A 20,209-nucleotide genomic window follows, 5' to 3' on the forward strand; every position below is an offset into this window, starting at 1 on the left:
TCGGGGGTGCGGATTACGCTGCGGCGCATGGACTTTCGGGGTGAGGTGCTGGATCAGCTCGACTTCTACTGGGGACAGTGGCGGCCGCGGCTGGACGGGCTCAGCGACGCGGAGTACTTCTGGGAACCCGTCGACGGGTGCTGGTCGGTGCGGGAGACCGAACGTGGCTGGGAGTTCGACTTCGCGTTCCCCGCTCCCGACCCGGCGCCGTTCACGACGATCGCCTGGCGGTTGTGCCACATCGCCGACCACGTCTTCGCGATGCGGGCCTCGAACCACTTCGGCGACGGCTCCTACCGGATCGACCACCACCACTACCCGGGCAGCGCCGACGAAGCGCTCGCGCACCTGGACCGGAACCACGAGCTGTGGCGCGACGGCATCGGGAACATGCCCGCGGACCGCTGGTCGCAGCCCGTCGGAGCAGCCGAAGGCCCTTATGCCGACCGGTCGTACCTGACGCTCGTGCTGCACCTGAACCGGGAGCTGTTCCACCACGGCGGTGAGATCGGCCTGCTGCGCGACCTGTACCGGTTCTCCCCGGCCACGGCGTGATCTCCCGCGCACGGCGGTACTGCTCGCCCACGGCTCCGTGATCGAATGGGCTGCGTACAGTAACGCCGAGCCGGAGCGAGCATGTCGACTGGACAGCAGAAGAAGCAACGCACGCCGATGTGGATCACCGTCGTGGCCGCCCTGATCATCGGGGGCGGCTGGTTGGTGTTCGAATCCGGCCTGCTGGACCGGGTGCTCGCCACCGACTCCGCTCCCAGCACCGCGTCGGCGGGCGAGGCGTCCGAGCAGCTCGCGGGCCTCAAGGTCGAACCCGAGGGCTCGATGGACGGCTACTCGCGCGACAGCTTCGAGCACTGGATCCCCGCGCCGGACGCCGGGAAGAACTGCAACACCCGCGAAGCGGTGCTGCGCCGCGACGGGGAGAACGTGCAGGTGAACAACTCCTGCGAGTCGACATCGGGCAGCTGGGTCAGCACCTACAGCGGCGAGACCGTCGCCGACGACTCCGACGTCGACATCGACCACATGGTGCCGCTGGCCAACGCGTGGCGCAGCGGCGCCGACGAGTGGACCGACGAACGCCGCGAGCAGTTCGCCAACGACATGGACATCCCGCAGCTCGTCGCCGCCGACAAGCGCTCCAACCGGTCGAAGGGCGACAAGGACCCGTCGAAGTGGCGGCCCGTCGAGTCCGCGTGGTGCGAGTACTCCACGGACTGGGTCACCGTGAAGCACACCTACGGCCTGTCCATCACCACCGCCGAGAAGTCGGCGTTGCAGGAAATGCTCGCCACCTGCGGCTGAGAGGGGCGCGAGGATGCGCTTGGGGCTGGGACTTCCGCAGTTCGGGACGTTCGCCCACCCGGACCACGTGCGGACCGTCGCCGCGGAGGCCGAAGCCATGGGCTTCGACGGCCTCTGGGCCGGTGAACGGGTGCACGCCCCGTACGAGCTGCTGACGCCCTACCCCGGTGGGGACGGGACGATGCCCGCGCAGATGCGGGCCGGGCTCGACCCGCTGCTGACGTTGAGCATCGCGGCCACCGCCACCACGCTGCCCCGGTTGGGCACCAGCACGCTCAGCGCTCCGCTGCACTCGCCGATCCAGCTGGCGCGCGGCCTCACCGGACTCGACCTGCTCAGCTCCGGGCGGCTCATCGCCGGGCTGGGGCTGAGCTGGTCGCGCGACGAGTACAACGCCGCCGGGGTGCCGTGGACGGAACGCGGCGCGCGGCTCGACGAGACCCTCGACGTGCTCAACGCGGCCTGGGGCCCGGATCCGATCGAGCACCGCGGCCGGTTCTGGACGATCAGCGCGGGCGATTTCCAGCCGAAGCCGCAGGGCAAGATCCCCGTCTACCTCGGCGGCGGCTCGGACGCGGCGCTGCGCCGCATCGCGCGCCGCGCCGACGGCTGGCTCGCGATCGCACTGCCGCTGGACGCCCTCGGCCGCATGCTCCGCGCGCTGCGCGAACACCCCCGCGACCCCGGGCTGCCCCCGGTCAGGACGGTCCTGCGCGTGAACCCCGAACTCGGCCCGCCAGGTTCCCGCCCCGTGCAGGGCCCCGTGGAACAGATCGTCGACTACCTCCACGCCGCAGCCGAACTGGGCGTCGAAGAGGCGTTCATCGACCTCCAGTTCACCTGCACCACGGTCCCCGAACTCCTCGACAACGCAGCCCGCTTCCACAGCACCTTCACGACCTGACCCCGCACCCGCAGCCACCGCACCGCACGCCACGAAGCCCCCTCCCGACGAAGCCATGCTTTGGGCTGCGAAGCAAGCCTGCCTTGCGGCGAAGCCGTGCCTGTATGTGCGAAGCACATAGCCCACGTCGAAAAGGTGACCACCCGCGGGTTCTCAGCTGCTTCCTCGCGAGGACAGCTTTTTCCCTCGTGGCGGAGCCACTTGGGAAAAAGATCCCGCAGCGAGGAAGCAGCTGAGGTTCCGCCACCCGACCCCACGCCCAAAACGACCGGGCGGACAAGAGAGGGGCTAGCGTGACATACCGGCTAGTCGGTACGGTCCGATGCATGGTGTCCAGCGACCCCTCGATCAAAGCGGTGATCTTCGACTACGGCGGGGTGCTCACCACGCAGGGCCGGGTCGCGATCAACGCGTGGACCCGCGCCGAGCGCATCGACCCGGAGACGTTCTCCGCCGCGCTGAAGGAATGGCTGTCCCGCAAGGCCCCGGCGGGCACGCCGATCCACCGCCTGGAGACGGGCGAGATCTCCGGCGCCGAGTTCGACCGGCTGCTCGCGGCACGGCTGCGCACCGTCGACGGCGAACCGGTCGAGCCGGACGGCCTGATGGCGCGGATGTTCGCCCACATGCGGCCGGACGACGCGATGCACCGGCTGGTCGCCGACCTGCGCGACGCGGGGCTGCGCACGGCGCTGCTGTCGAACAGCTGGGGCAACAACTACCCGTGGGAGACCTTGGACGGGCTGTTCGAGCTGTCCGTCATCTCCAGCGAGGTGGGCTTGCGCAAACCGGACCCGCGGATCTACGAGCTCACCCTGGACCGGCTCGGCCTGCGCCCGCAGGAGGCCGTGTTCGTCGACGACGGCGCGCCGAACATCGAGGCCGCCGAGAAGCTGGGCCTGCGCGGTGTGCTGCACACCGACGCCGCCAAGACCCGCGCCGAACTCAGCGGACTGCTGCCACGGCTGGGACCCGACATCGCGGAGGAGACCGAATGAGCGACGACCTGCCCGGACTCGACCTCACCCGGTTGCGCGAGCACCTGGACGCCGAACTGCCCGGACTCATCTCCGGTCCGCTGACGGGGCAGCTCGTGCAGGGCGGGCGGTCGAACCTCACCTACATCGTCGGTGACGGCGCGCGGCAGTGGGTGGTGCGCCGGCCCCCGCTGGGCCACGTGCTGGCCACCGCGCACGACATGGGCCGCGAGCACCGGGTGATGTCGGCGCTGGCGGGCACCTCGGTGCCGGTGCCGCGCACGCACCTGATGTGCCAGGACGACGGTGTGCTGGGCGCCCCGTTCTACGTGATGGAGTACGTGCCGGGCACCGTGTACCGCTCCCCCGAGCTCACCGCGAGCCTCACCGTCGAGCAGCGCCGGGACCTGTCGCTGCGGCTGATCGACGTGCTCGCCGACCTGCACACGCTCGACCCGGAGCAGGTCGGGCTGGGTGACTTCGGCCGCCCGGACGGGTTCCTGGAACGGCAGGTGCGCCGCTGGAGCAAGCAGCTCGCCGCGTCCCGCAGCCGCGAGCTCGCCGACATCGACCGGCTCGCCGAACTGCTCGGTGCCCGAGTGCCGACGACGCGGCGCAGCGGCATCGTGCACGGCGACTACCGGCTGGACAACGTGCTGGTCGGCGAATCGCTGGAGATCAGCGCGGTGCTGGACTGGGAGATGGCCACCCTCGGCGATCCGCTCACCGACGTCGGGTTGCTGGCGGTGTACTGGGAAGGGCTCGACGGCATCGAGAACAACCCCATCGCCAAGGGCATCGGACCGGAGTACGAGTTCCCGCCGGTGCGCGAGCTGTGGCAGCGCTACGCCGAGCGCAGCGGCATCGACCTGTCCGATGTGGAGTGGTACCGGGCGTTCGGCTTCTTCAAGCTCGCGGTCATCAGCGAAGGCATCCACTACCGCTACGCCCACGGCCAGACCGTCGGCGACGGCTTCGAGCACATCGGGGCGCTGGTCCCGCACCTGGTCTCCCAGGGCCTGTCCGCACTCGACGAGGAGGCATGACATGGAGTTCGGCTACGACGCCCGCACCGAGGAGTTCCGCGGCAGGCTCGCGGAATTCATGGACGAGCACATCTACCCGGCGGAACCGGTGCTGCACGAGCAGCTCGACGCCGCCGCGGACCCGTGGGCGCACGCGCCGATCATCGAAGAGCTCAAGGCGAAGGCCAAGGACGCGGGCCTGTGGAACCTGTTCCTGCCCGGTGAGCACGGCGCGGGGCTGACGAACCTCCAGTACGCGCCGCTCGCGGAGATCATGGGACGCAGCCCGCACCTCGCGCCGGAGGTGTTCAACTGCTCCGCGCCGGACACCGGCAACATGGAGGTGCTGACCGAGTTCGGCACCGCGCAGCAGCGGGAGCAGTGGCTGGATCCGCTGCTGGCCGGGGAGATCCGGTCCGCGTTCTGCATGACCGAACCCGAGGTCGCGTCCTCCGACGCCACCAACATCGGCACCCGCATCGAGCGCGACGGCGACTCCTACGTCATCAACGGCCGCAAGTGGTGGTCGTCCGGGGCGATGAGCCCGCGCTGCAAGATCCTCATCGTGATGGGCAAGTCCGACCCGGACGCGCAGCGGCACCGCCAGCAGAGCCAGATCCTGGTTCCCGTCGACACGCCCGGTGTCCGGATCAAGCGCGGCATGCACGTGTTCGGCTACCACGACGGCGACCACGGCGGGCACGCCGAGATCGTGTTCGACAACGTGCGGGTCCCGGCCGAGAACATCATCTCCGGGGAAGGCGAAGGCTTCGCCATCGCGCAGGCCCGGCTCGGCCCGGGGCGCATCCACCACTGCATGCGCGCCATCGGCATGGCCGAACGCGCCTTGGAACTCATGTGCCGCCGCACCCTGCGGCGCACCGCCTTCGGCGGCCCCATCGCCGACCAGGGCGTGGTGCAGCAATGGATCGCCGACGCGCGCATCAGCATCGAGACGAACCGGCTGCTCACGTTGAAGACGGCGTGGCTGATGGACACCGTCGGCAACAAGGGCGCGCACACGGAGATCCAGTCGATCAAGGTGTCGGTGCCGGAGATGGTGACCCGCATCGTGGACCGCGCCATCCAGGCGCACGGCGCGGCCGGCGTCAGCCAGGACACGCCGCTGGCCTCGCTGTACGCGCACGCCCGCACCCTGCACATCGTGGACGGACCCGACGAAGTGCACCGCAGATCACTAGCCCGCCGCGAACTCAAGCAGTACCGCTGAAGGATCTTCACCGTGACCTGCGTAGCGGGTCGTTCAGCGGAACCTCAGTCGTCTTCTCGCTGCGGGATCTTTTTCCCAAGTGGCTCCGCCACGAGGGAAAAAGCCGTCCTCGCGAGAAGACGACTGAGAACCCGCCGGTGGTCTTCTTGCTCTGGCTGGTCACTGCTCAGCGGCTTCGCCGCTGACAGGACGACGGGCACTTTGCAAGACTCGTTAGTTGCGGGCTGCGCCCGCAGAGCTGGAAACTCGACGACGAAGTGAGGGACTCATGCCGCAGAAGACCGCGATCGTCACCGGTGCCGCCCGTGGGATCGGCGCGGCCACCGCGAAACGGCTCGCCCAGGACGGGTTCGCCGTGGCGGTGATCGACCTCGACGAGCAGGCCTGTTCCGAGACGGTGTCGGCGATCGAGTCCGCGGGCGGCAAGGCGCTGGCCGTGGGGGCCGATGTCAGCGACTCCGACCAGGTCACCGCCGCCGTCGAGCGGGTCGCCGCCGAACTCGGCGACCCCGTGGCGCTGGTGAACAACGCGGGCGTGCTGCGGGACAACATGCTGTTCAAGATGTCCGACTCCGACTGGGACACCGTGATGTCGGTGCACCTGCGCGGGGCGTTCCTGATGAGCCGGGCCACCCAGAAGTACATGGTCGAGGCCAAGTGGGGCCGCATCGTGAACCTCTCCAGCACCTCGGCGCTCGGCAACCGCGGCCAGGCCAACTACTCCACGGCGAAAGCCGGGCTGCAGGGCCTGACGAAGACGCTGGCGATCGAGCTCGGCAAGTTCGGCGTCACCGCCAACGCCATCGCGCCCGGCTTCATCGCCACCGACATGACGAAGGCGACCGCCGAGCGCGTCGGCGCCTCCTTCGAGGACTTCTCGAAGGCCGCCGTCTCCACCATCCCGGTGGCCCGCGCCGGCGAACCCGACGACATCGCCAACGCCGCCTCGTTCTTCCTCGACGAGCGCTCCGGCTTCGTCTCCGGCCAGGTCCTCTACGTCGCAGGCGGCCCCCGGGACTGATGGCTCCTGTCGCCGGGTCTGGTCCGCGTAGGGGTCGGGTGGCGGAACCTCAGTCGGCTTCTCGCTGCGGGATCTTTTTCCCGAGTGGCTCCGCCACGAGGGAAAAAGCCGTCCTCGCGAGAAGACACCTGAGAACCCGCGGCGGTGCCGGTGGGCATGGTGGTCGCCGCTCAGCGGCTTCGCCGCTGACAAGACGAGGAGCAGGAACGGCGGACGCTTGGAGTCGTTTCCCTGGCAGGGCATGAGCAAATCCGGCTTGAGCACGAAGGAGTGCTGAGATGACCGATGCAGCCGAATTGCGTTCGGCGGTGCGGGAATTCCTCGCCGCGCACGATCCCGGGGGTGACCGGCTGGAGTTCCTGCGGGCCCGGTTCGACGCCGGGCTCGCCTGGGTGAACTACCCGGTCGGGCTCGGCGGCCGGGACGCGCCGCGCGAGTTGCAGACCGTCGTCGACGCGGAGTTCGCCGCCGCCGGAGCACCGGACAACGCCCCGTCGCGCAACGGGATCGGGCTCGGCATGGCCGCGCCGACGATCCTGCGCTTCGGCACCGACGAACAGCGCGCCCGCTACCTACGCCCGCTGTGGACGGGCGAGGAGATCTGGTGCCAGCTGTTCAGCGAACCCGGCGCGGGTTCCGACCTGGCGGCGCTCGCGACCCGCGCGGTGCGCGACGGCGACGACTGGATCGTCGAAGGCCAGAAGGTGTGGACCTCGTTCGCGCACAAGGCGAAGTGGGCGATCCTGGTGGCCCGCAGCGACCCGGACGCGCCGAAGCACAAGGGCCTGTCGTACTTCGTGTGCGACATGACCGATCCGAACGTGGAAGTGCGCCCGCTGCGCCAGATCACCGGTGAAGCCGAGTTCAACGAGGTGTTCCTCAACGGGGTGCGCATCCCCGATTCCCAGCGGCTCGGCGAGATCGGCCAGGGCTGGCAGGTCGCGATGGGCACCCTGATGAACGAGCGCGTCGCCATCGGCGGCGGCAACACCGGGCGCGAGTCCGGCATGATCGGCGTGGTCGCCCGGAAATGGCGCGACGACCCCGAGGTCCGGACCCCCGGTGCGCACGACCGGCTGCTGCGGCTGTGGGTCGAGGCGGAGGCGACCCGCCTCACCGGCCAGCGGCTGCGCCAGCAGCTCGCCGTCGGCACCCCCGGACCGGAAGGGTCCGCGGTGAAGCTGGCGTTCTCCCGGCTCAACCAGGAGATCTCCGGCTTCGAACTGGAACTGCTCGGCGAGCAGGGCCTCTCCTACGGGGACTGGACGCAGCGCCGGCCCGAGACCGTCGACTTCACCGGCCGCGACCCCGGTTACCGCTACCTGCGGGCGAAGGGCAACTCCATCGAGGGCGGTACCTCCGAGGTGCTGCGCAACGTGATCGCCGAGCGGGTGCTGGGGCTGCCGCCGGAAATCCGCACGGACAAGGACGTGCCGTGGAAGGAGCTGCCGCGATGAGCACCGACCTGCTCTACACCGAAGTCGAGGAGGACTTGCGCGCCGCGGTGCGCCGCGTGCTGCGGGACCGCTGCGAGGTGAGCTCCGTGCTCGCCCGCTGCGAATCCGACGAGCCCTACGACCTGGCGCTGTGGCGGACGCTGGCCGGCGAACTGGGCGTGGCCGCGCTCGCGGTGCCCGAAGAACTCGGAGGCGGCGGGGCCGGAGTCCGCGAACTCGCCGTGGTCGCCGAAGAGCTCGGGCGGTCCGTGGCGCCCGTCCCGTTCCTCGGCACCGTGCTCGCCACCGCCGCGCTGACCGCGGCCGGCGCGGCCGAGCCGATCGCCGAGATCGGCGCCGGAACGCTGGTGACGACCCTCGCCGTCGGGCTCGCCACCCGGCCGTCCGCGCGGATCGAACCCGCCGTGCGGGTCGACGGCGCGACGCTGACCGGTACCGCGACCGCCGTCGTGGACCTGGAGGTCGCCGACCGGGTGCTGGTGCCCGCGACCGGACCGGACGGCACCGGGCTGTACCTGGTGGACACCGCCGTCACCGGGGTCTCCCGGACTCCGGTGACGCCGCTGGACCTCACGCGGCGGTTCGGCACGCTGGAACTGACCGGAGCGCAGGCCCGGCTGGTCGCGGCCGACGCGGAACCGGTGCTGCGGCGGGCGTTGCTCACCGCGGCCGGAGTGCTGGCCGCCGAACAGGTCGGCCTCGCCCAGCACAGCCTCGATTCCACTGTGGAATACGTGCGGACCCGCTACCAGTTCGGCCGCCAGATCGGCTCGTTCCAAGCGGTCAAGCACCGCCTGGCGGACCTGTGGTCCGGGGTGAGCACCGCCCGAGCCACCTCCCGCAACGCCGCCGACTCCCTGAGCGACGCCGACGCGGAGGCGGAGCTCGCCGTCGCCCTCGCCCAGGCCTACTGCTCCGACCTGGCGGTGCTGGCCGTGGAGGAATCCCTCCAGCTGCACGGCGGCATCGGCATGACGTGGGAACACCCCATCCACCTCTACCTGGGCCGGGCCAAGAGCGCCCAGCTCACCTTCGGCACCGCCGAACACCACCGCGCCCGCATCGCCGAGCTCGTCGACCTGCCGTCGGCCTGACCGCTCCGCACCCCTCGTCGCAACAGGAGAACGCATGCGAGTCTTCACCAGCCCGACCGAAGTCCAGGAAGCGCTCGGAGCAGAGCTCGGGACCAGCGACTGGCTGACGATCACCCAGGAGCAGGTCGACGGGTTCGCCGACGCCACGCTGGACCACCAGTGGATCCACGTGGACGCCGAACGCGCCGCGCAGGGCCCGTTCGGCGGGACCATCGCGCACGGCTTCCTCACGCTGAGCCTGCTCTCGGCGCTCAACGCGCAGACCTACCGGTTCGAGAACGTCAAGATGGGCATCAACTACGGGCTGAACAAGGTGCGGTTCCCGAACCCGGTGCGGGTCGGGGCGCGGGTCCGCTCGCACACGCGGCTCGCCGAGATCACCGAGATCGACGGCGGCCTCCAGCTCACCGTCGAGTCCACTGTGGAGATCGAAGGTGCCGACAAACCCGCCTGCGTAGCCCAGGGACTCACCCGCGTGCTCTTCTGATCACTTCGTTGTTGATCCCTCGATCTCGGCTTGCGCAGCGGGTCGCGTGGCGGAACCTCAGTGGCTTCCTCGCTGCGGATCTTTTCCCAAGTGGCTCCGCCACGAGGAAAAAAGCCGTCCTCGCGAGGAACCCACTGAGAACCCGCCGGTGGTCGGCCTGCTCAAGCCGGTCGCTGCTCAGCGGCTCCGCCGCTGACAAGACAACGAGCCGACCTGGGTCGGCGAGGTCGAAGACAGGCTCTGATCAGCCACCCCGGTCGCTTCGCGCGGCGGTCCGGGGCAGGGTGATCAGCCGGGGAACGTGCCCGCCTTGCCGAGCAGGGCGGGCACTTCCTTGCCCAGCTGCTCGCCGATCCACGTGCCCGTCTCGGCCAACGCGGGCCCGTCCAAGCCGGTGCGCACGCCCATTCCGGTGAGCAGGTATTCCAGGTCCTCGGTCGCGATGTTGCCGGTGGCGTTCGGTGCGAACGGGCAGCCGCCGATGCCGCCGACGCTCGCGTCCAGCGTCGCGGCGCCCTCCTGGAACGCGGCGACGGCGTTGGCGTAGCCGGTGTTGCGGGTGTTGTGGAAGTGGCAGCGCAGCGGGACGGCGGGTGCGGCCTCGCGAGTGCGCGCCAGCAGGTCCACCACCTGGGTGGGGACTCCGGCGCCGATGGTGTCGGCGAGCGCGATCTCGGCGGGCCCGGCGTCGGCGATGCGGCGCGCCAGCTCGGCGACGTGCGCGGCGGACACCGTTCCCTCGAAAGGACAGCCGAAGGACGCCGCGATCGTCACCGTCGGCCGGACCCCCTCCCGGTGCGCCCGAGCCGCGAGCTCCGACCACAGCGCGAGGCCCTGCTCGGTGCTCATGCCCTGGTTGCGCTCGCTGAAGGTGTCGGTGGCGACGACGACCACGTTCACCTCGTCCACGCCCGCCGCCAGCGCCCGGTCGAAACCGCGGCCGTTGAGCACCAGGCCGATGTAGCTCACGTCCTCGCGGCGCGGCACGGCCGCCATGACCTGCTCCGCGTCGGCCATCTGCGGCACCCGGCGCGGATGCGCGAAGGACACCGCTTCGACGCGCCGCACCCCGGCGGCGATGGCGCGCTCGATCAGCTCGACCTTCGTCGCGGCGGGCAGCAACGTCGCCTCGTTCTGCAGCCCGTCGCGCGGCCCCACCTCGACGACCTCGATCCGCCCCGGAACACCTGCCTGCATCCCCACGCCTCCCTTTCGCGCCGACATCGATCCGCTCCCGCGATCTCGCGAGAAATCAACCGCCCCAACCCACGAAACCCTTGGTCCCGAGGTTCCGCGCGGTCAATTTCTCGCGACATCGCGCGAGTTGTCCACAGCCGGCGGATTCGTCCGCAGCCTGCGCGTGGCGACGGCCCGTCGTCGCACTTTCGTACACAATCCTGATGCACGCATCGTGCACCTCCCTGCGTTCAGGCGTCCAGACCCTTGATTCACCCAGGCTCGATGGCTACTTTGTGCACAATCCGAGCCAGGAGGTGGACGGTGTCACAGGCCGCGACGCGGGCTTACTCGGATCTGCGCCAGGAGATCCTCACCGGTGCGCGCCCCGCGGGCACCCGGCTGCGGGAAGAGGAGCTCGCCGAGACCTTCGGACTCAGCCGCACGCCCGTGCGGGAAGCGCTGCGCCGCTTGGAGTCCGACGGGCTGGTGCGCCTCGTCCCGCACCGCGGCGCCGAAGTGGTGCGGTTCGAGGACGAGGACGTGGACGAGCTGTTCGACCTGCGCTGCCTGCTCGAATCGCACGCCGCCCGCCGCGCCGCCGAGCGCGGCGACACCGACGTCGCCGCGCTGCGCGAGCTCTGCGAGCGGATGGAGCACCTGCTGCACGACCTCGACGACTCCGGCTACGAGCAGATCACCCGGCTGAACATGGAGTTCCACCGCGCCGTGCACCGCGCGGGCGGGCGCCGCCTGCTGCCGGACCTGCTCTCCCGAGTCATCGACGTACCGCTGGTGCGCCGGACCTTCCACCAGTACACGGCCGCCCAGCTGGACCGCAGCTTCGCCCAGCACCGCGAGCTCGTCGACGCCATCGCGGCGGGCGACGGGGACTGGGCGCACGCGGTGATGCAGTCGCACCTGCGCGCGGCCCGCGCCTCGCTGGGCCGCACCCCGCCCGGCACCTCCGACGCGGACTCCCCCGCACCCCGCACCCCCGGCGAAAGGCAGGGCCAGTGACCACCTCTCCTCCCGGACCGTTGGCCGATCTGCGCGTCGTCGAGACGGGGTCGCTGATCGCCGGGCCGTTCTGCGGCCAGCTGCTCGCCGACTTCGGCGCCGAGGTCATCAAGGTCGAAGACCCCGCCCGCGGCGACCCGATGCGCGAATGGGGCGTGCACGCCGAAGGCACCTCGCTGTCGTGGCCGGTCATCGCGCGCGGCAAGAAGTCCGTGACCTGCGATCTTCGTTCCGCCGAGGGCCAGCGCATCCTGCGCGAGCTGGTGGCGCAGGCCGACGTGCTGGTGGAGAACTTCCGCCCCGGCACGCTGGAGCGCTGGGGACTGTCCCCGGAGGCGCTGCACGAGATCAACCCCGGACTGGTGCTGGTGCGCGTCACCGGATACGGCCAGGACGGGCCGTACGCGGGACGCGCCGGGTTCGGCTCCATCGGCGAGGCCATGGGCGGCCTGCGCCACGTCACCGGTGAGCCGGACCGGCCGCCGAGCCGCACCGGGATCTCGCTCGGCGACTCGCTGGCGGGCACGTTCTCCGCGCTGGGCGCGATGATGGCGCTGCACGCGCGGCAGCGCACCGGGCGCGGGCAGGTCGTGGACACCGCGATCTACGAGGCGGTGCTGGCGTTCATGGAGTCGCTGCTGCCGGAGTGGCAGCTCGCCGGGCACCGCCGCGAACGCACCGGCGCGATCCTGCCGGGCATCGCCCCCAGCAACGCCTACCCGACCGCCGACGGCGCCGAAGTGATCATCGGCGCGAACCGGGACACCGTGTTCACCCGCCTGTGCGCGGCGATGGACCGCCCGGAGCTGGCCGCCGAGGACGAGCTGGGCACTCACGCCGCGCGCGGCGAGCGGCAGCGCGAGCTCGACGAGCTGATCTCCGCGTGGACCCGCACGATGCCGACGGACGAGCTGCTGGACCGGCTGCACGAGGCGGGTGTGCCCGCGGGCCGGGTCTACACGGCCGCCGACATGGCCGCGGACCCGCACTTCGCCGCGCGCAAGGCGATCGTGCGGCTGATGCACCCGGAGCTGGGCGACTTCCCGATGCAGAACGTGGTGCCGCGGCTGTCCGACACGCCCGGCGAGGTGCGCGGCCTGGGCCCGGAACTCGGGGAGCACAACGACGAGGTGTACGGCGCGCTGCTCGGCGCCGACGCCGGGCAGCTCGCGCGCTGGCGCGAGGCGAAGGTGATCTGACCCGGCCGACCGGACCACCCCTCCGCGAACAGGAGAGACCACGATGGATCAACGACGATCCGCCGACCGTCCGCTGCGCGAACCGATCCGCCACCCCTGGTTGTGGGTGGGGCTCGCCCTGAGCGTGCTGGCCGGCATCCCGCTCTACCTGGCTCCCGGCCTGGTTCGGCCGCTCGTGTTCGGCATCCCCGCGTGGCTGGCCGTCTCGGTGCTCGCGACGCTGGCGTTCGCCGCGCTGACCAGCTGGATGTGCCTGCGCTGGTGGAACCTCGCGGAACCCGCGGAGGAAGCCGCCCGCGCCGAGGATCGGAGCGCGGCATGACCGGACTCAGCTTCGCCGGGCTCAGCGGCATCATCGTGCTCACCGCCTACGCGGTGATCATGCTGGTCATCGGCTTCTTCGCGGGCAAGGACGCGCAGGCGGGCAAGAGCGTGCGCGGCTACTACCTCGGTGGCGGCGGGCTCGGCTTCACCGCGCTGTTCTTCACGCTGTACGCGACGCAGTACAGCGGCAACTCCATCGTGGGCTACGCGCCGGAGGCCTACCGGTCCGGATTCCTGTGGTGGCAGTCGGTTCCGTTCATGATCGCGGTCATCGCCGGGTACCTGCTGTTCGCGCCCCGGCTCTACGTCATCGCCAAGCGCGAAGGCTTCGTCACGCCGACCGACTGGGTGCGCCACCGCTTCGGCTCGACGAAGCTCTCGGTGCTGGTGGCGCTGCTGATGCTGTGGGGCTTGGCGAACTACCTGCTGGAGCAGCTGGTCGCGATGGGCCAGGGCATCGCCGGGCTCACCGGGGAGACGGTGCCGTACCAGATCGGCGTGGTCGTGTTCGTGCTCGTCATGCTGATCTACTCGTGGACCGGCGGGATGCGCGCGGTGGCGTTCACCGACGTCATGCAGGGCATCGCGCTGCTGATCGGGATCGCGGTGCTGCTCGGCGGCGCGCTGTACCTGGTCGACGGCGACGTCGCCGGGGTCACCCGGCACCTGGTGGAGACCGCCCCGGAGAAGGCGGGCGTGCCCGCGCGCGAGGACTCGGTGAACTGGCTGTCGATGATCGTCATGATCGGACTGGGCGCCGCGGTGTACCCGCACGCCATCCAGCGGATCTACGCAGCGCGTTCCGAACGCACCCTCAAGCGCTCGCTGGCGATCATGGCGTGGATGCCGCTGGTGACCACCGGAGTCGTGTTCCTCGTCGGCATCATCGGCATCCAGCTGTTCCCCGGCCTGTCCGAGACGGGCTCCGAGCAGCTCGTCGGCATGATCGCCAACGAGGTCGCGGGCATCAACCTGTTCTTCTACATCACGATGATCCTGCTGTTCGGCGGCGTGATCGCGGCGATCGTGTCCACAGCGGACTCGGCGCTGCTGAGCTTCTCCGCGGTGATCTCGCGGGACGTCTACGGGCGATACCTGAACCCGCGCGCCTCCGAGTACAAGCAGGTGCTGGTCGGCAAGGTCGCCGGGATCGTCGCCATCGCGCTGCTGCTGGCGCTGGCCTGGAACCCGCCGAGCACGCTGTACAACATCTTCGTGCTCAAGTTCGAGCTGATCGTGCAGCTCGCGCCGGTGTTCATCCTCGGCCTGTACTGGCGGCGGATGGCGGCGGGGCCCGCGTTCTGGGGCATGCTCGCCGGTTCCGCGGTGGCGGGGCTGCTGACCGTGCTCGACCTGGGGCCGTTCTACGGCGTGCCCGGCGGGCTGCTCGGACTCGGCCTCAACGTGGCGATCTGCGCCGTCGGTTCGCTGCTGCGGCCCGCACCGGTGGAGGACCCCGTCCGGCACGGCCTCGACCTGCGCCCGGTCAGCGGCGGAGCCGCCGCGCAGTGACCGGCGCCCTCCTTTCGAGGACGGCGATGTCGCCGCGCACGGCGAGCAGAACTCGCCGCCCCGGGCCAGGGGCGGCGAGCTTCCGCCGAACGCCGACCTGGAAGAGCCCTCACAGCCTGATGCCCATGCCCGGCCCGAGCGGCCAGTCCGCGAAGTAGAACGCGGTGAGGATCAGGGCCCACAGCAACCAGAACGGCACGACGAACGGCGTCATCCGCGCCACCAGCGTGCCGAGCCCGGCGTTCGGCTCGTAGCGGCGCAGGTAGCCCAAGATGATGATCATGTACGGGTTCAGCGGAGTCATGATCTGCGTCGCCGAGTCGCCCACCCGGAACGCAGCCTGCGCGAAACCCGGCTCGAAGCCGAGCAGCGCGAACATCGGCACGAACACCGAGGCCATCAGCGTCCACAGGCTCGACCCGGAGATGATGAACATGTTCAGCACCGAGGCCAGCACCATGAACCCGAGGAACGCCGGATAACCCGCCAGCCCCAGCGCGGTCAGCAGGTTCGCGCCGCCCACGGCCAGCGCCGCGCCCAGGTTCGTCCAGTTGAACAGCGCGATGAACTGGCCGAGCATGAACGCCAGCACCAGGAATCCCGTCAGGTCCCGCAACGCCCCGGCCATCAGCTTCGGCACGTCCGCCGCACGCGCGACCGCCCCCACCGGCACGCCGAACGCGATGCCGGGCACGAGGAACGCCAGGAATATCAGCGTCGTCACGGAGTCCAGCAGCGGCGACTCCGGCAGGAACCCGCCGGCGTCGTTGCGCAATGGCGAACCGGGCCACAGCACCAGGACCAGCACCGCCGCGAGCAGGACGGCCGCCGCGATCCCGGCCCACCGCAGGCCGCGCCGTTCCGCGGTACTGAGGGCGACGGTGAGCCGCCCGCCCTCCGCACCGTCCTCCCGATCGTCCACATCGGACTCGGGGGCCGCCTCCTCGCGGGGAACACCACCGCGGACCATGCGCGGCTCGATGACCCGGTCGATCAAGAACCCCGCCAGCAGGGCCAGCAGCACCGAGGACACCACGTTGAAGTAGTAGTTCGACACCGGCGTCACCGTCGCCCCCGGATCCGGCAGGATCGAGGCGACCTCGTTGCTGATCCCGGAGAACAGCGCGTCGAGGCTCGTCACCACCGGCGCCGTCGAATACCCGGCGCCCGCCGCGGCGAAGCCGCCGAGCAGGCCCGCGACCGGATGCCTGCCCGCGGCCTTGAACACCATCGCCGCCAACGGCGGCAGGATGATCATCGCGGAGTCGGCCATCACGCTGGAGGAGATGCCGACGAACCCCACCGCGTAGGGCAGCACCCAGCGCGGCGCACCGCCGAACGAAGCCCTGATCAACGCCGTGAGCAGCCCGGTCCGCTCCGCCAGCCCGACCCCGAGCATGATCGTGATGACGGTCTCCAGCGGCGGGAAGCCGATGAAGTTCGCGGGCATCTCGGTGAACAGGAACTCCAGCCCCGCACCGGACAACGCCGCCCGCACCGGGGTGTCCTGCTCCGCGCCGGGAATCCGCACCGACACCCCGAACGCGGCGACCACCGTGGACACCACGGCGACCAGCAGCAGCAACGAGCCGAACAGCAGGAACGGATCGGGCAGCTTGTTCCCCGCGCGCTCGACCAGGTTCAGCACCCGGTCCAACCTGCTCTGCTTCGCGGGTGCGGCGGTGTCGGCCATGCGAACTCCTGCTGCCGGGGCGGCGGTCGTCGCGCCCGGCACCGCCGGGACGCTGGGAGGAACCTAGTCCTCCGACCGGCGGCGGTGAAGGTGCGATCCCGCCTTCCCGCGGGACGGGACGGGCGCGCGGGCGGCGCGAAAGCCTCCCGCACGCCCGATCAGCAGCGCCCGATCACACCGAGCGGTCGTAGACGACGCGCCCGACCGTGCTGCCCTCGCCGACGCGGCGGACGCCGTCGGCGACCGCGTCCAGCGGGAGCCGCTCGCTGATCAGCGGGCGGATCAAGCCTTCGTCGGCGAGCCGGGCGAGCTCCCGATGCGTGTCCACCACCAGCTGCGGGTTGCGCTCGTTGTACAGGCCCCAGTGCAAGCCCACGATCGAGTAGTTCTTGATCAGCGCGTGGTTCAGGCCGGGCGTGGGGATCGTGCCGCCCGCGAAGCCGATGATCAGGATGCGGCCCTCGAAGGCGATGCACTTCGTGGACCGCGCGTAGGTGTCGCCGCCCACCGGGTCGTAGACCACGTCGGCGCCCTTGCCACCGGTGAACTCCTTGACGATCGGCACGAAGTCCTCGCTCTGCCGGTCCACCACCAGGTCGGCGCCGAGTTCCTTGGCCACCTCGGCCTTCTTCGGCCCGCCGACGACGCCGATCACCTTCGCCCCGGCCGCCTTGCCCAGCTGCACCGCAGCGCTGCCGACACCGCCCGCCGCCGCGTGCACCAGCAGCGTTTCGCCTTCGCGCAGGCCCGCGCGCCGGTGGAGTCCGAAGTGGCCGGTCTGGTAACCGATGAACAGGGAAGCCGCCTCCGCGTCCGACAACGACTCCGGTGCGGGGAAGGTGCGCGGCGCGTCCATCAGCGCCAGCTCCGCGAACCCGCCGGTGGGCAGCGCCGCCGAGCCGAGCACCCGATCGCCCGGCGCGAACCCGGTCACGCCCTCGCCGACCTCCACGACCTCGCCGCACAGCTCCACGCCCGGCGTGAACGGCAGCGGCGGCTTGATCTGGTACTGGCCGCGGCACAACAGGACGTCGGGGAAGTTCACCGGGGTCGCCAGCACCCGCACCACCAGCTGCCCCTCGCCCGGTCGCGGATCAGCCACCTCGTCGAGCCGCAGCACGTCCTGCGGTTCACCGTTCTCGCTGAGCTGCCACGCCTTCACACGCCACCTCCGAAAGGGAGCTCCGCCGCTCCTCGTTACCGCCCGCGACCGGTCATGGCCGCAGGGATGTCAGCAGCAGATCCGCGAAGTGCTCGCCGATCTGCTCACCGGTCAGCTCGCCGTCGCGCCGGAACCAGGTGCCCAGGTGGTGCACCGAACCGAAGAAGAAGTCCACGACGAGCTCCGCCGGCTTGTCGGTGCGGAACACGCCCGCCGCCTGGCCTTCCTCGATCAGCGCCCGCACCCGCTCGTGGTAGCGGCGGCGCTGCGCCCGCACCTCGGTGCGCTTGTCCGGGTGCAGCAAGTGCATCGACCGGAAGAAGATCACCGTGTCGTCCAGGTTCGCCGCCGTCGTGGCCACCACGTCCGAGGCGACCGCGTGCAACCGCTCCGCGACCGGAGCACCGCCGTCCGCGTCCCGCTCCATCCGAGCCGTCTGCACGCGCAGCAGCCGCGCGTAGATCTCGTAGAGCAGGTCGTCCTTGGAGCCGAAGTAGTGGTACATCGCGCCCTTGGTGACCCCGGCGGCGTCCACGATCTGCTGCACCGAGGTCGTCTCGAAACCGTGCTCGGCGAACAACCGCGTCGCCGCCGCCAGCAGTCGCTGCGGCACCGTTTCGGCGGTCTCCGGTGCCGTGCGGGCCTCCGCCATGTGCGCCTTCCCTTCGGGCTCTCCGCAATGACCTATCGGAACCTCAGTGGTCTCCTCGCTGCGGGATCATTTTCCCCCGTGGCCCGGCCACGGGGGACGACGCCGTCCTCGCGAGGCCCCGCCGGTGGTCATCGTGCTCTGGCCGGTCACCGCTCAGCGGACGGCGCAGCACCCGGCACCCCGTCCGGCAGGCGCACCGCGATCACGCCAGCCCGCGTTGCAGCTTGCGCATGCCGCCGTGCCACTTGGCGGGATCCGTCGCGCGCAGCGCGTAGTACTGCGCCACCTCGGGGTGCGGGAGGATCAGGAACCGGTCGTCCTGCAACGCCGCCAGCACCTCGTCGGCGACCTGCTCCGGTTCGATCGCGGCGTCGGCCAGAAGCTTCTTGCCCGTCTCACCGGTGCCGTCGAGCAGGTTGGTGCGCACGCCCTGCGGGCACAGCGCCTGCACGGTGATGCCGCGGTCGGCGTAGGTGATCGACATCCACTCCGCGAAGGCCAGCGCCGCGTGCTTGCTCACCGCGTACGGCGCCGAACCCAGCATGGTGAGCAGCCCGGCGGCCGAGACGGTCGCCAGGAACCGCCCTTCGCCGCGTTCCAGCCACTGCGGCAGCACCGCTCGTGCGGCCCGCACGTGGGCCATCACGTTGACCTCCAGCGACCGCGCCCACGCGGACTCCTCCGCTTCCGGGCCACCGGCGTCGGCGACACCGGCGTTGGCGCAGAACAGGTCGATCCGCCCGTAGCGCTCCGTCGCGGCGCCGACCAGGTCGGCCACGCCCTGCTCGCTCGCGGCGTCGCCCGGCACGGCCAGCCCGCCGACCTCGGCGGCCACCGCCCGCGCCGCGTCTGCGTCGAGGTCGTTGACCACGACCGACGCGCCCTGCCCGGCGAACCGGCGGCTCAGCGCGGCGCCGATGCCGTTGCCGCCGCCGGTGACCACCACTACCGACTCCGCCAGCCGCATCACACACCTCCGGTGAGCGTCAGGCCGCCGTCGAGAGTGAGGATCTGCCCGGTCACCCAGGACGCCTCGTCGGAGAGCAGGTACGCCGCGGCGCCGCCGATGTCGTCCGGCACGCCGAGCCGCTTGAGCGGGTAGCTCGCCGAGACGCCGTCCTCGTCCTCGGCGTAGAGGGCGGTGGCGAACTTCGTCTTCACCACGGCCGGCGCCACCGCGTTGACCCGCACGTTCGGGGCCAGCTCCACACCGAGCTGCTGGGTCAGCAGCGACAGCATCGCCTTCGTCCCGCCGTAGTAGCCGATGCCCGGCGAGGGCCGCTGCCCGGCCACGGAGGAGACGTTGAGGATCGACCCGCCGTGCTCCTTCATCCACGCCCGGTACACCTGCTGGGTCCACGACAGCGCGGCGAGCACGTTGACCTCGAAGGTCTTGCGCGCCACCGCGTGGTCCACGTCGATGACCGGGCCGTAGGCGGGGTTGATGCCGGTGTTGTTGACCAGGATGTCGATCCGGCCGTGGTCGGTCAGCGCGCGGTCGACGACCTCGGCCTGGTGCTCGACGTTGTCGGCCTTGCCCGCGACGCCCTGCGCGTTGCCCTCGCCGAGCGTCGCCACCGCCTCCGCCAGGGGTTCCGGATTGCGGGCGGTGATGATCACCTTGGCGCCCTCGGAGACCAGCCGTTCGGCGATGCCGAGGCCGATGCCGCGGCTGGCACCGGTCACGATCGCCACCCGGCCGTCGAAACGCTTGCTCATGCGATGCTCCCACTCGAAAGACCGACCAGTCGGTACGGACCAGTCAACGGGCTGCCCCAGGGTCGCGTCAAGCCTCGGAACCACCTCGCCGGCCCCACGACGGGCTCACCCGGCACGGCCCGTCCGATCGACGAGCCACCCCACCGGACCACCCATCAGGCCCTTGACCTCACGTCGTGCAGCTGTCCCGGCACCGGGCTCCGCGACACCCGAAAATTGCCCCACCACGGGCTCGC

Annotated in this window: 20 protein-coding genes; 14 read left to right on the forward strand and 6 right to left on the reverse strand. The window is 70.8% G+C overall.

Annotation, left to right across the window (positions count from 1 at the left end; translation table 11 throughout):
• The first annotated feature begins 27 nt into the window (after positions 1-27).
• The 10 genes from BJ969_RS19430 (at position 28) to BJ969_RS19475 (ending at position 9,516) form a co-directional block, all read left to right on the forward strand.
• The gene (locus BJ969_RS19430; protein WP_184480713.1) at positions 28-555 is read left to right on the forward strand and encodes a DinB family protein; all 528 of its coding nucleotides are present in this window, start codon (positions 28-30) and stop codon (positions 553-555) included.
• Between the two features lie 81 nt (positions 556-636).
• The gene (locus BJ969_RS19435) at positions 637-1,320 is read left to right on the forward strand and encodes an HNH endonuclease family protein (protein ID WP_221315880.1); all 684 of its coding nucleotides are present in this window, start codon (positions 637-639) and stop codon (positions 1,318-1,320) included.
• A 13-nt stretch (positions 1,321-1,333) separates the two neighbouring features.
• Positions 1,334-2,224, forward strand: a complete 891-nt coding sequence (locus tag BJ969_RS19440; protein ID WP_184480715.1) for a TIGR03619 family F420-dependent LLM class oxidoreductase — start codon at positions 1,334-1,336, stop codon at positions 2,222-2,224.
• 326 nt (positions 2,225-2,550) lie between these two features.
• On the forward strand, positions 2,551-3,222 hold the full coding sequence (locus BJ969_RS19445) for an HAD family hydrolase (protein WP_184480717.1): 672 nt from the start codon (positions 2,551-2,553) through the stop codon (positions 3,220-3,222).
• Positions 3,219-4,247, forward strand: coding sequence for a phosphotransferase family protein (locus tag BJ969_RS19450; protein ID WP_184480719.1), 1,029 nt, complete (start codon positions 3,219-3,221; stop codon positions 4,245-4,247). The genes BJ969_RS19445 and BJ969_RS19450 overlap by 4 nt, the downstream gene beginning before the upstream one ends.
• A gap of 1 nt (position 4,248) precedes the next feature.
• A complete protein-coding gene (locus tag BJ969_RS19455) occupies positions 4,249-5,457 on the forward strand; it encodes an acyl-CoA dehydrogenase family protein (RefSeq protein WP_184480721.1) in 1,209 nt (402 codons plus the stop codon).
• 268 nt (positions 5,458-5,725) lie between these two features.
• Complete coding sequence (fabG, locus tag BJ969_RS19460; RefSeq protein WP_184480723.1) at positions 5,726-6,478, forward strand: 3-oxoacyl-ACP reductase FabG; 753 nt, start codon at positions 5,726-5,728, stop codon at positions 6,476-6,478.
• Between the two features lie 278 nt (positions 6,479-6,756).
• The gene (locus tag BJ969_RS19465) at positions 6,757-7,935 is read left to right on the forward strand and encodes an acyl-CoA dehydrogenase family protein (protein ID WP_184480725.1); all 1,179 of its coding nucleotides are present in this window, start codon (positions 6,757-6,759) and stop codon (positions 7,933-7,935) included.
• Entirely contained in the window at positions 7,932-9,029 is a 1,098-nt protein-coding gene (locus BJ969_RS19470; RefSeq protein WP_184480727.1) for an acyl-CoA dehydrogenase family protein, read from the forward strand. Before BJ969_RS19465 ends, BJ969_RS19470 begins: the two co-directional genes overlap by 4 nt.
• Positions 9,030-9,063: 34 nt before the next feature.
• Positions 9,064-9,516 carry a MaoC family dehydratase gene (locus tag BJ969_RS19475; protein WP_184480729.1) on the forward strand — a complete coding sequence of 151 codons (453 nt, stop codon included), beginning with the start codon at positions 9,064-9,066 and terminating at the stop codon, positions 9,514-9,516.
• A 288-nt stretch (positions 9,517-9,804) separates the two neighbouring features.
• Here the strand turns inward: BJ969_RS19475 and BJ969_RS19480 are convergent, their stop codons facing one another.
• Positions 9,805-10,713 carry a hydroxymethylglutaryl-CoA lyase gene (locus BJ969_RS19480; RefSeq protein WP_184480731.1) on the reverse strand — a complete coding sequence of 303 codons (909 nt, stop codon included), beginning with the start codon at positions 10,711-10,713 and terminating at the stop codon, positions 9,805-9,807.
• Between the two features lie 303 nt (positions 10,714-11,016).
• Between BJ969_RS19480 and BJ969_RS19485 the strand changes: the two genes are divergently transcribed.
• Genes BJ969_RS19485 through BJ969_RS19500 form a run of 4 tightly spaced genes read left to right on the forward strand, consistent with a single transcriptional unit; the run spans position 11,017 to position 14,747 of the window.
• Complete coding sequence (locus BJ969_RS19485; RefSeq protein ID WP_184480733.1) at positions 11,017-11,712, forward strand: FCD domain-containing protein; 696 nt, start codon at positions 11,017-11,019, stop codon at positions 11,710-11,712.
• Positions 11,709-12,911 carry a CoA transferase gene (locus BJ969_RS19490; protein ID WP_184480734.1) on the forward strand — a complete coding sequence of 401 codons (1,203 nt, stop codon included), beginning with the start codon at positions 11,709-11,711 and terminating at the stop codon, positions 12,909-12,911. Before BJ969_RS19485 ends, BJ969_RS19490 begins: the two co-directional genes overlap by 4 nt.
• A gap of 43 nt (positions 12,912-12,954) precedes the next feature.
• Complete coding sequence (locus BJ969_RS19495; RefSeq protein WP_184480736.1) at positions 12,955-13,233, forward strand: hypothetical protein; 279 nt, start codon at positions 12,955-12,957, stop codon at positions 13,231-13,233.
• On the forward strand, positions 13,230-14,747 hold the full coding sequence (locus tag BJ969_RS19500; protein ID WP_184480738.1) for a sodium:solute symporter family protein: 1,518 nt from the start codon (positions 13,230-13,232) through the stop codon (positions 14,745-14,747). Before BJ969_RS19495 ends, BJ969_RS19500 begins: the two co-directional genes overlap by 4 nt.
• Before the next feature lie 109 nt (positions 14,748-14,856).
• On the opposite strand, the gene BJ969_RS19505 is transcribed toward BJ969_RS19500, so the two are convergent.
• From BJ969_RS19505 to BJ969_RS19525, 5 genes are all read right to left on the reverse strand, one after another.
• Entirely contained in the window at positions 14,857-16,440 is a 1,584-nt protein-coding gene (locus tag BJ969_RS19505; protein ID WP_184480740.1) for an AbgT family transporter, read from the reverse strand.
• A gap of 172 nt (positions 16,441-16,612) precedes the next feature.
• A complete protein-coding gene (locus BJ969_RS19510; RefSeq protein WP_184480742.1) occupies positions 16,613-17,602 on the reverse strand; it encodes a zinc-binding dehydrogenase in 990 nt (329 codons plus the stop codon).
• A gap of 52 nt (positions 17,603-17,654) precedes the next feature.
• A complete protein-coding gene (locus tag BJ969_RS19515; protein WP_184480744.1) occupies positions 17,655-18,254 on the reverse strand; it encodes a TetR/AcrR family transcriptional regulator in 600 nt (199 codons plus the stop codon).
• A gap of 202 nt (positions 18,255-18,456) precedes the next feature.
• A complete protein-coding gene (locus tag BJ969_RS19520) occupies positions 18,457-19,221 on the reverse strand; it encodes an SDR family oxidoreductase (protein ID WP_184480746.1) in 765 nt (254 codons plus the stop codon).
• Entirely contained in the window at positions 19,221-19,973 is a 753-nt protein-coding gene (locus BJ969_RS19525) for an SDR family oxidoreductase (RefSeq protein ID WP_184480748.1), read from the reverse strand. Before BJ969_RS19525 ends, BJ969_RS19520 begins: the two co-directional genes overlap by 1 nt.
• Positions 19,974-20,209 lie beyond the last annotated feature (236 nt).

Source organism: Saccharopolyspora gloriosae, assembly GCF_014203325.1.
GTDB lineage: Bacteria > Actinomycetota > Actinomycetes > Mycobacteriales > Pseudonocardiaceae > Saccharopolyspora_C > Saccharopolyspora_C gloriosae.

Excerpts from the sequence above, each read along its gene's own strand:
- BJ969_RS19430 (WP_184480713.1), top strand. The coding sequence starts at position 28 with ATGGACTTTCGGGGTGAGGTGCTGGATCAGCTCGACTTCTACTGGGGA.
- BJ969_RS19435 (WP_221315880.1), top strand. The coding sequence starts at position 637 with ATGTCGACTGGACAGCAGAAGAAGCAACGCACGCCGATGTGGATCACC.
- BJ969_RS19440 (WP_184480715.1), top strand. The coding sequence starts at position 1,334 with ATGCGCTTGGGGCTGGGACTTCCGCAGTTCGGGACGTTCGCCCACCCG.
- BJ969_RS19445 (WP_184480717.1), top strand. The coding sequence starts at position 2,551 with ATGGTGTCCAGCGACCCCTCGATCAAAGCGGTGATCTTCGACTACGGC.
- BJ969_RS19450 (WP_184480719.1), top strand. The coding sequence starts at position 3,219 with ATGAGCGACGACCTGCCCGGACTCGACCTCACCCGGTTGCGCGAGCAC.
- BJ969_RS19455 (WP_184480721.1), top strand. The coding sequence starts at position 4,249 with ATGGAGTTCGGCTACGACGCCCGCACCGAGGAGTTCCGCGGCAGGCTC.
- fabG (WP_184480723.1), top strand. The coding sequence starts at position 5,726 with ATGCCGCAGAAGACCGCGATCGTCACCGGTGCCGCCCGTGGGATCGGC.
- BJ969_RS19465 (WP_184480725.1), top strand. The coding sequence starts at position 6,757 with ATGACCGATGCAGCCGAATTGCGTTCGGCGGTGCGGGAATTCCTCGCC.
- BJ969_RS19470 (WP_184480727.1), top strand. The coding sequence starts at position 7,932 with ATGAGCACCGACCTGCTCTACACCGAAGTCGAGGAGGACTTGCGCGCC.
- BJ969_RS19475 (WP_184480729.1), top strand. The coding sequence starts at position 9,064 with ATGCGAGTCTTCACCAGCCCGACCGAAGTCCAGGAAGCGCTCGGAGCA.
- BJ969_RS19480 (WP_184480731.1), bottom strand. The coding sequence starts at position 10,713 with ATGCAGGCAGGTGTTCCGGGGCGGATCGAGGTCGTCGAGGTGGGGCCG.
- BJ969_RS19495 (WP_184480736.1), top strand. The coding sequence starts at position 12,955 with ATGGATCAACGACGATCCGCCGACCGTCCGCTGCGCGAACCGATCCGC.
- BJ969_RS19500 (WP_184480738.1), top strand. The coding sequence starts at position 13,230 with ATGACCGGACTCAGCTTCGCCGGGCTCAGCGGCATCATCGTGCTCACC.
- BJ969_RS19505 (WP_184480740.1), bottom strand. The coding sequence starts at position 16,440 with ATGGCCGACACCGCCGCACCCGCGAAGCAGAGCAGGTTGGACCGGGTG.
- BJ969_RS19515 (WP_184480744.1), bottom strand. The coding sequence starts at position 18,254 with ATGGCGGAGGCCCGCACGGCACCGGAGACCGCCGAAACGGTGCCGCAG.
- BJ969_RS19520 (WP_184480746.1), bottom strand. The coding sequence starts at position 19,221 with ATGCGGCTGGCGGAGTCGGTAGTGGTGGTCACCGGCGGCGGCAACGGC.
- BJ969_RS19525 (WP_184480748.1), bottom strand. The coding sequence starts at position 19,973 with ATGAGCAAGCGTTTCGACGGCCGGGTGGCGATCGTGACCGGTGCCAGC.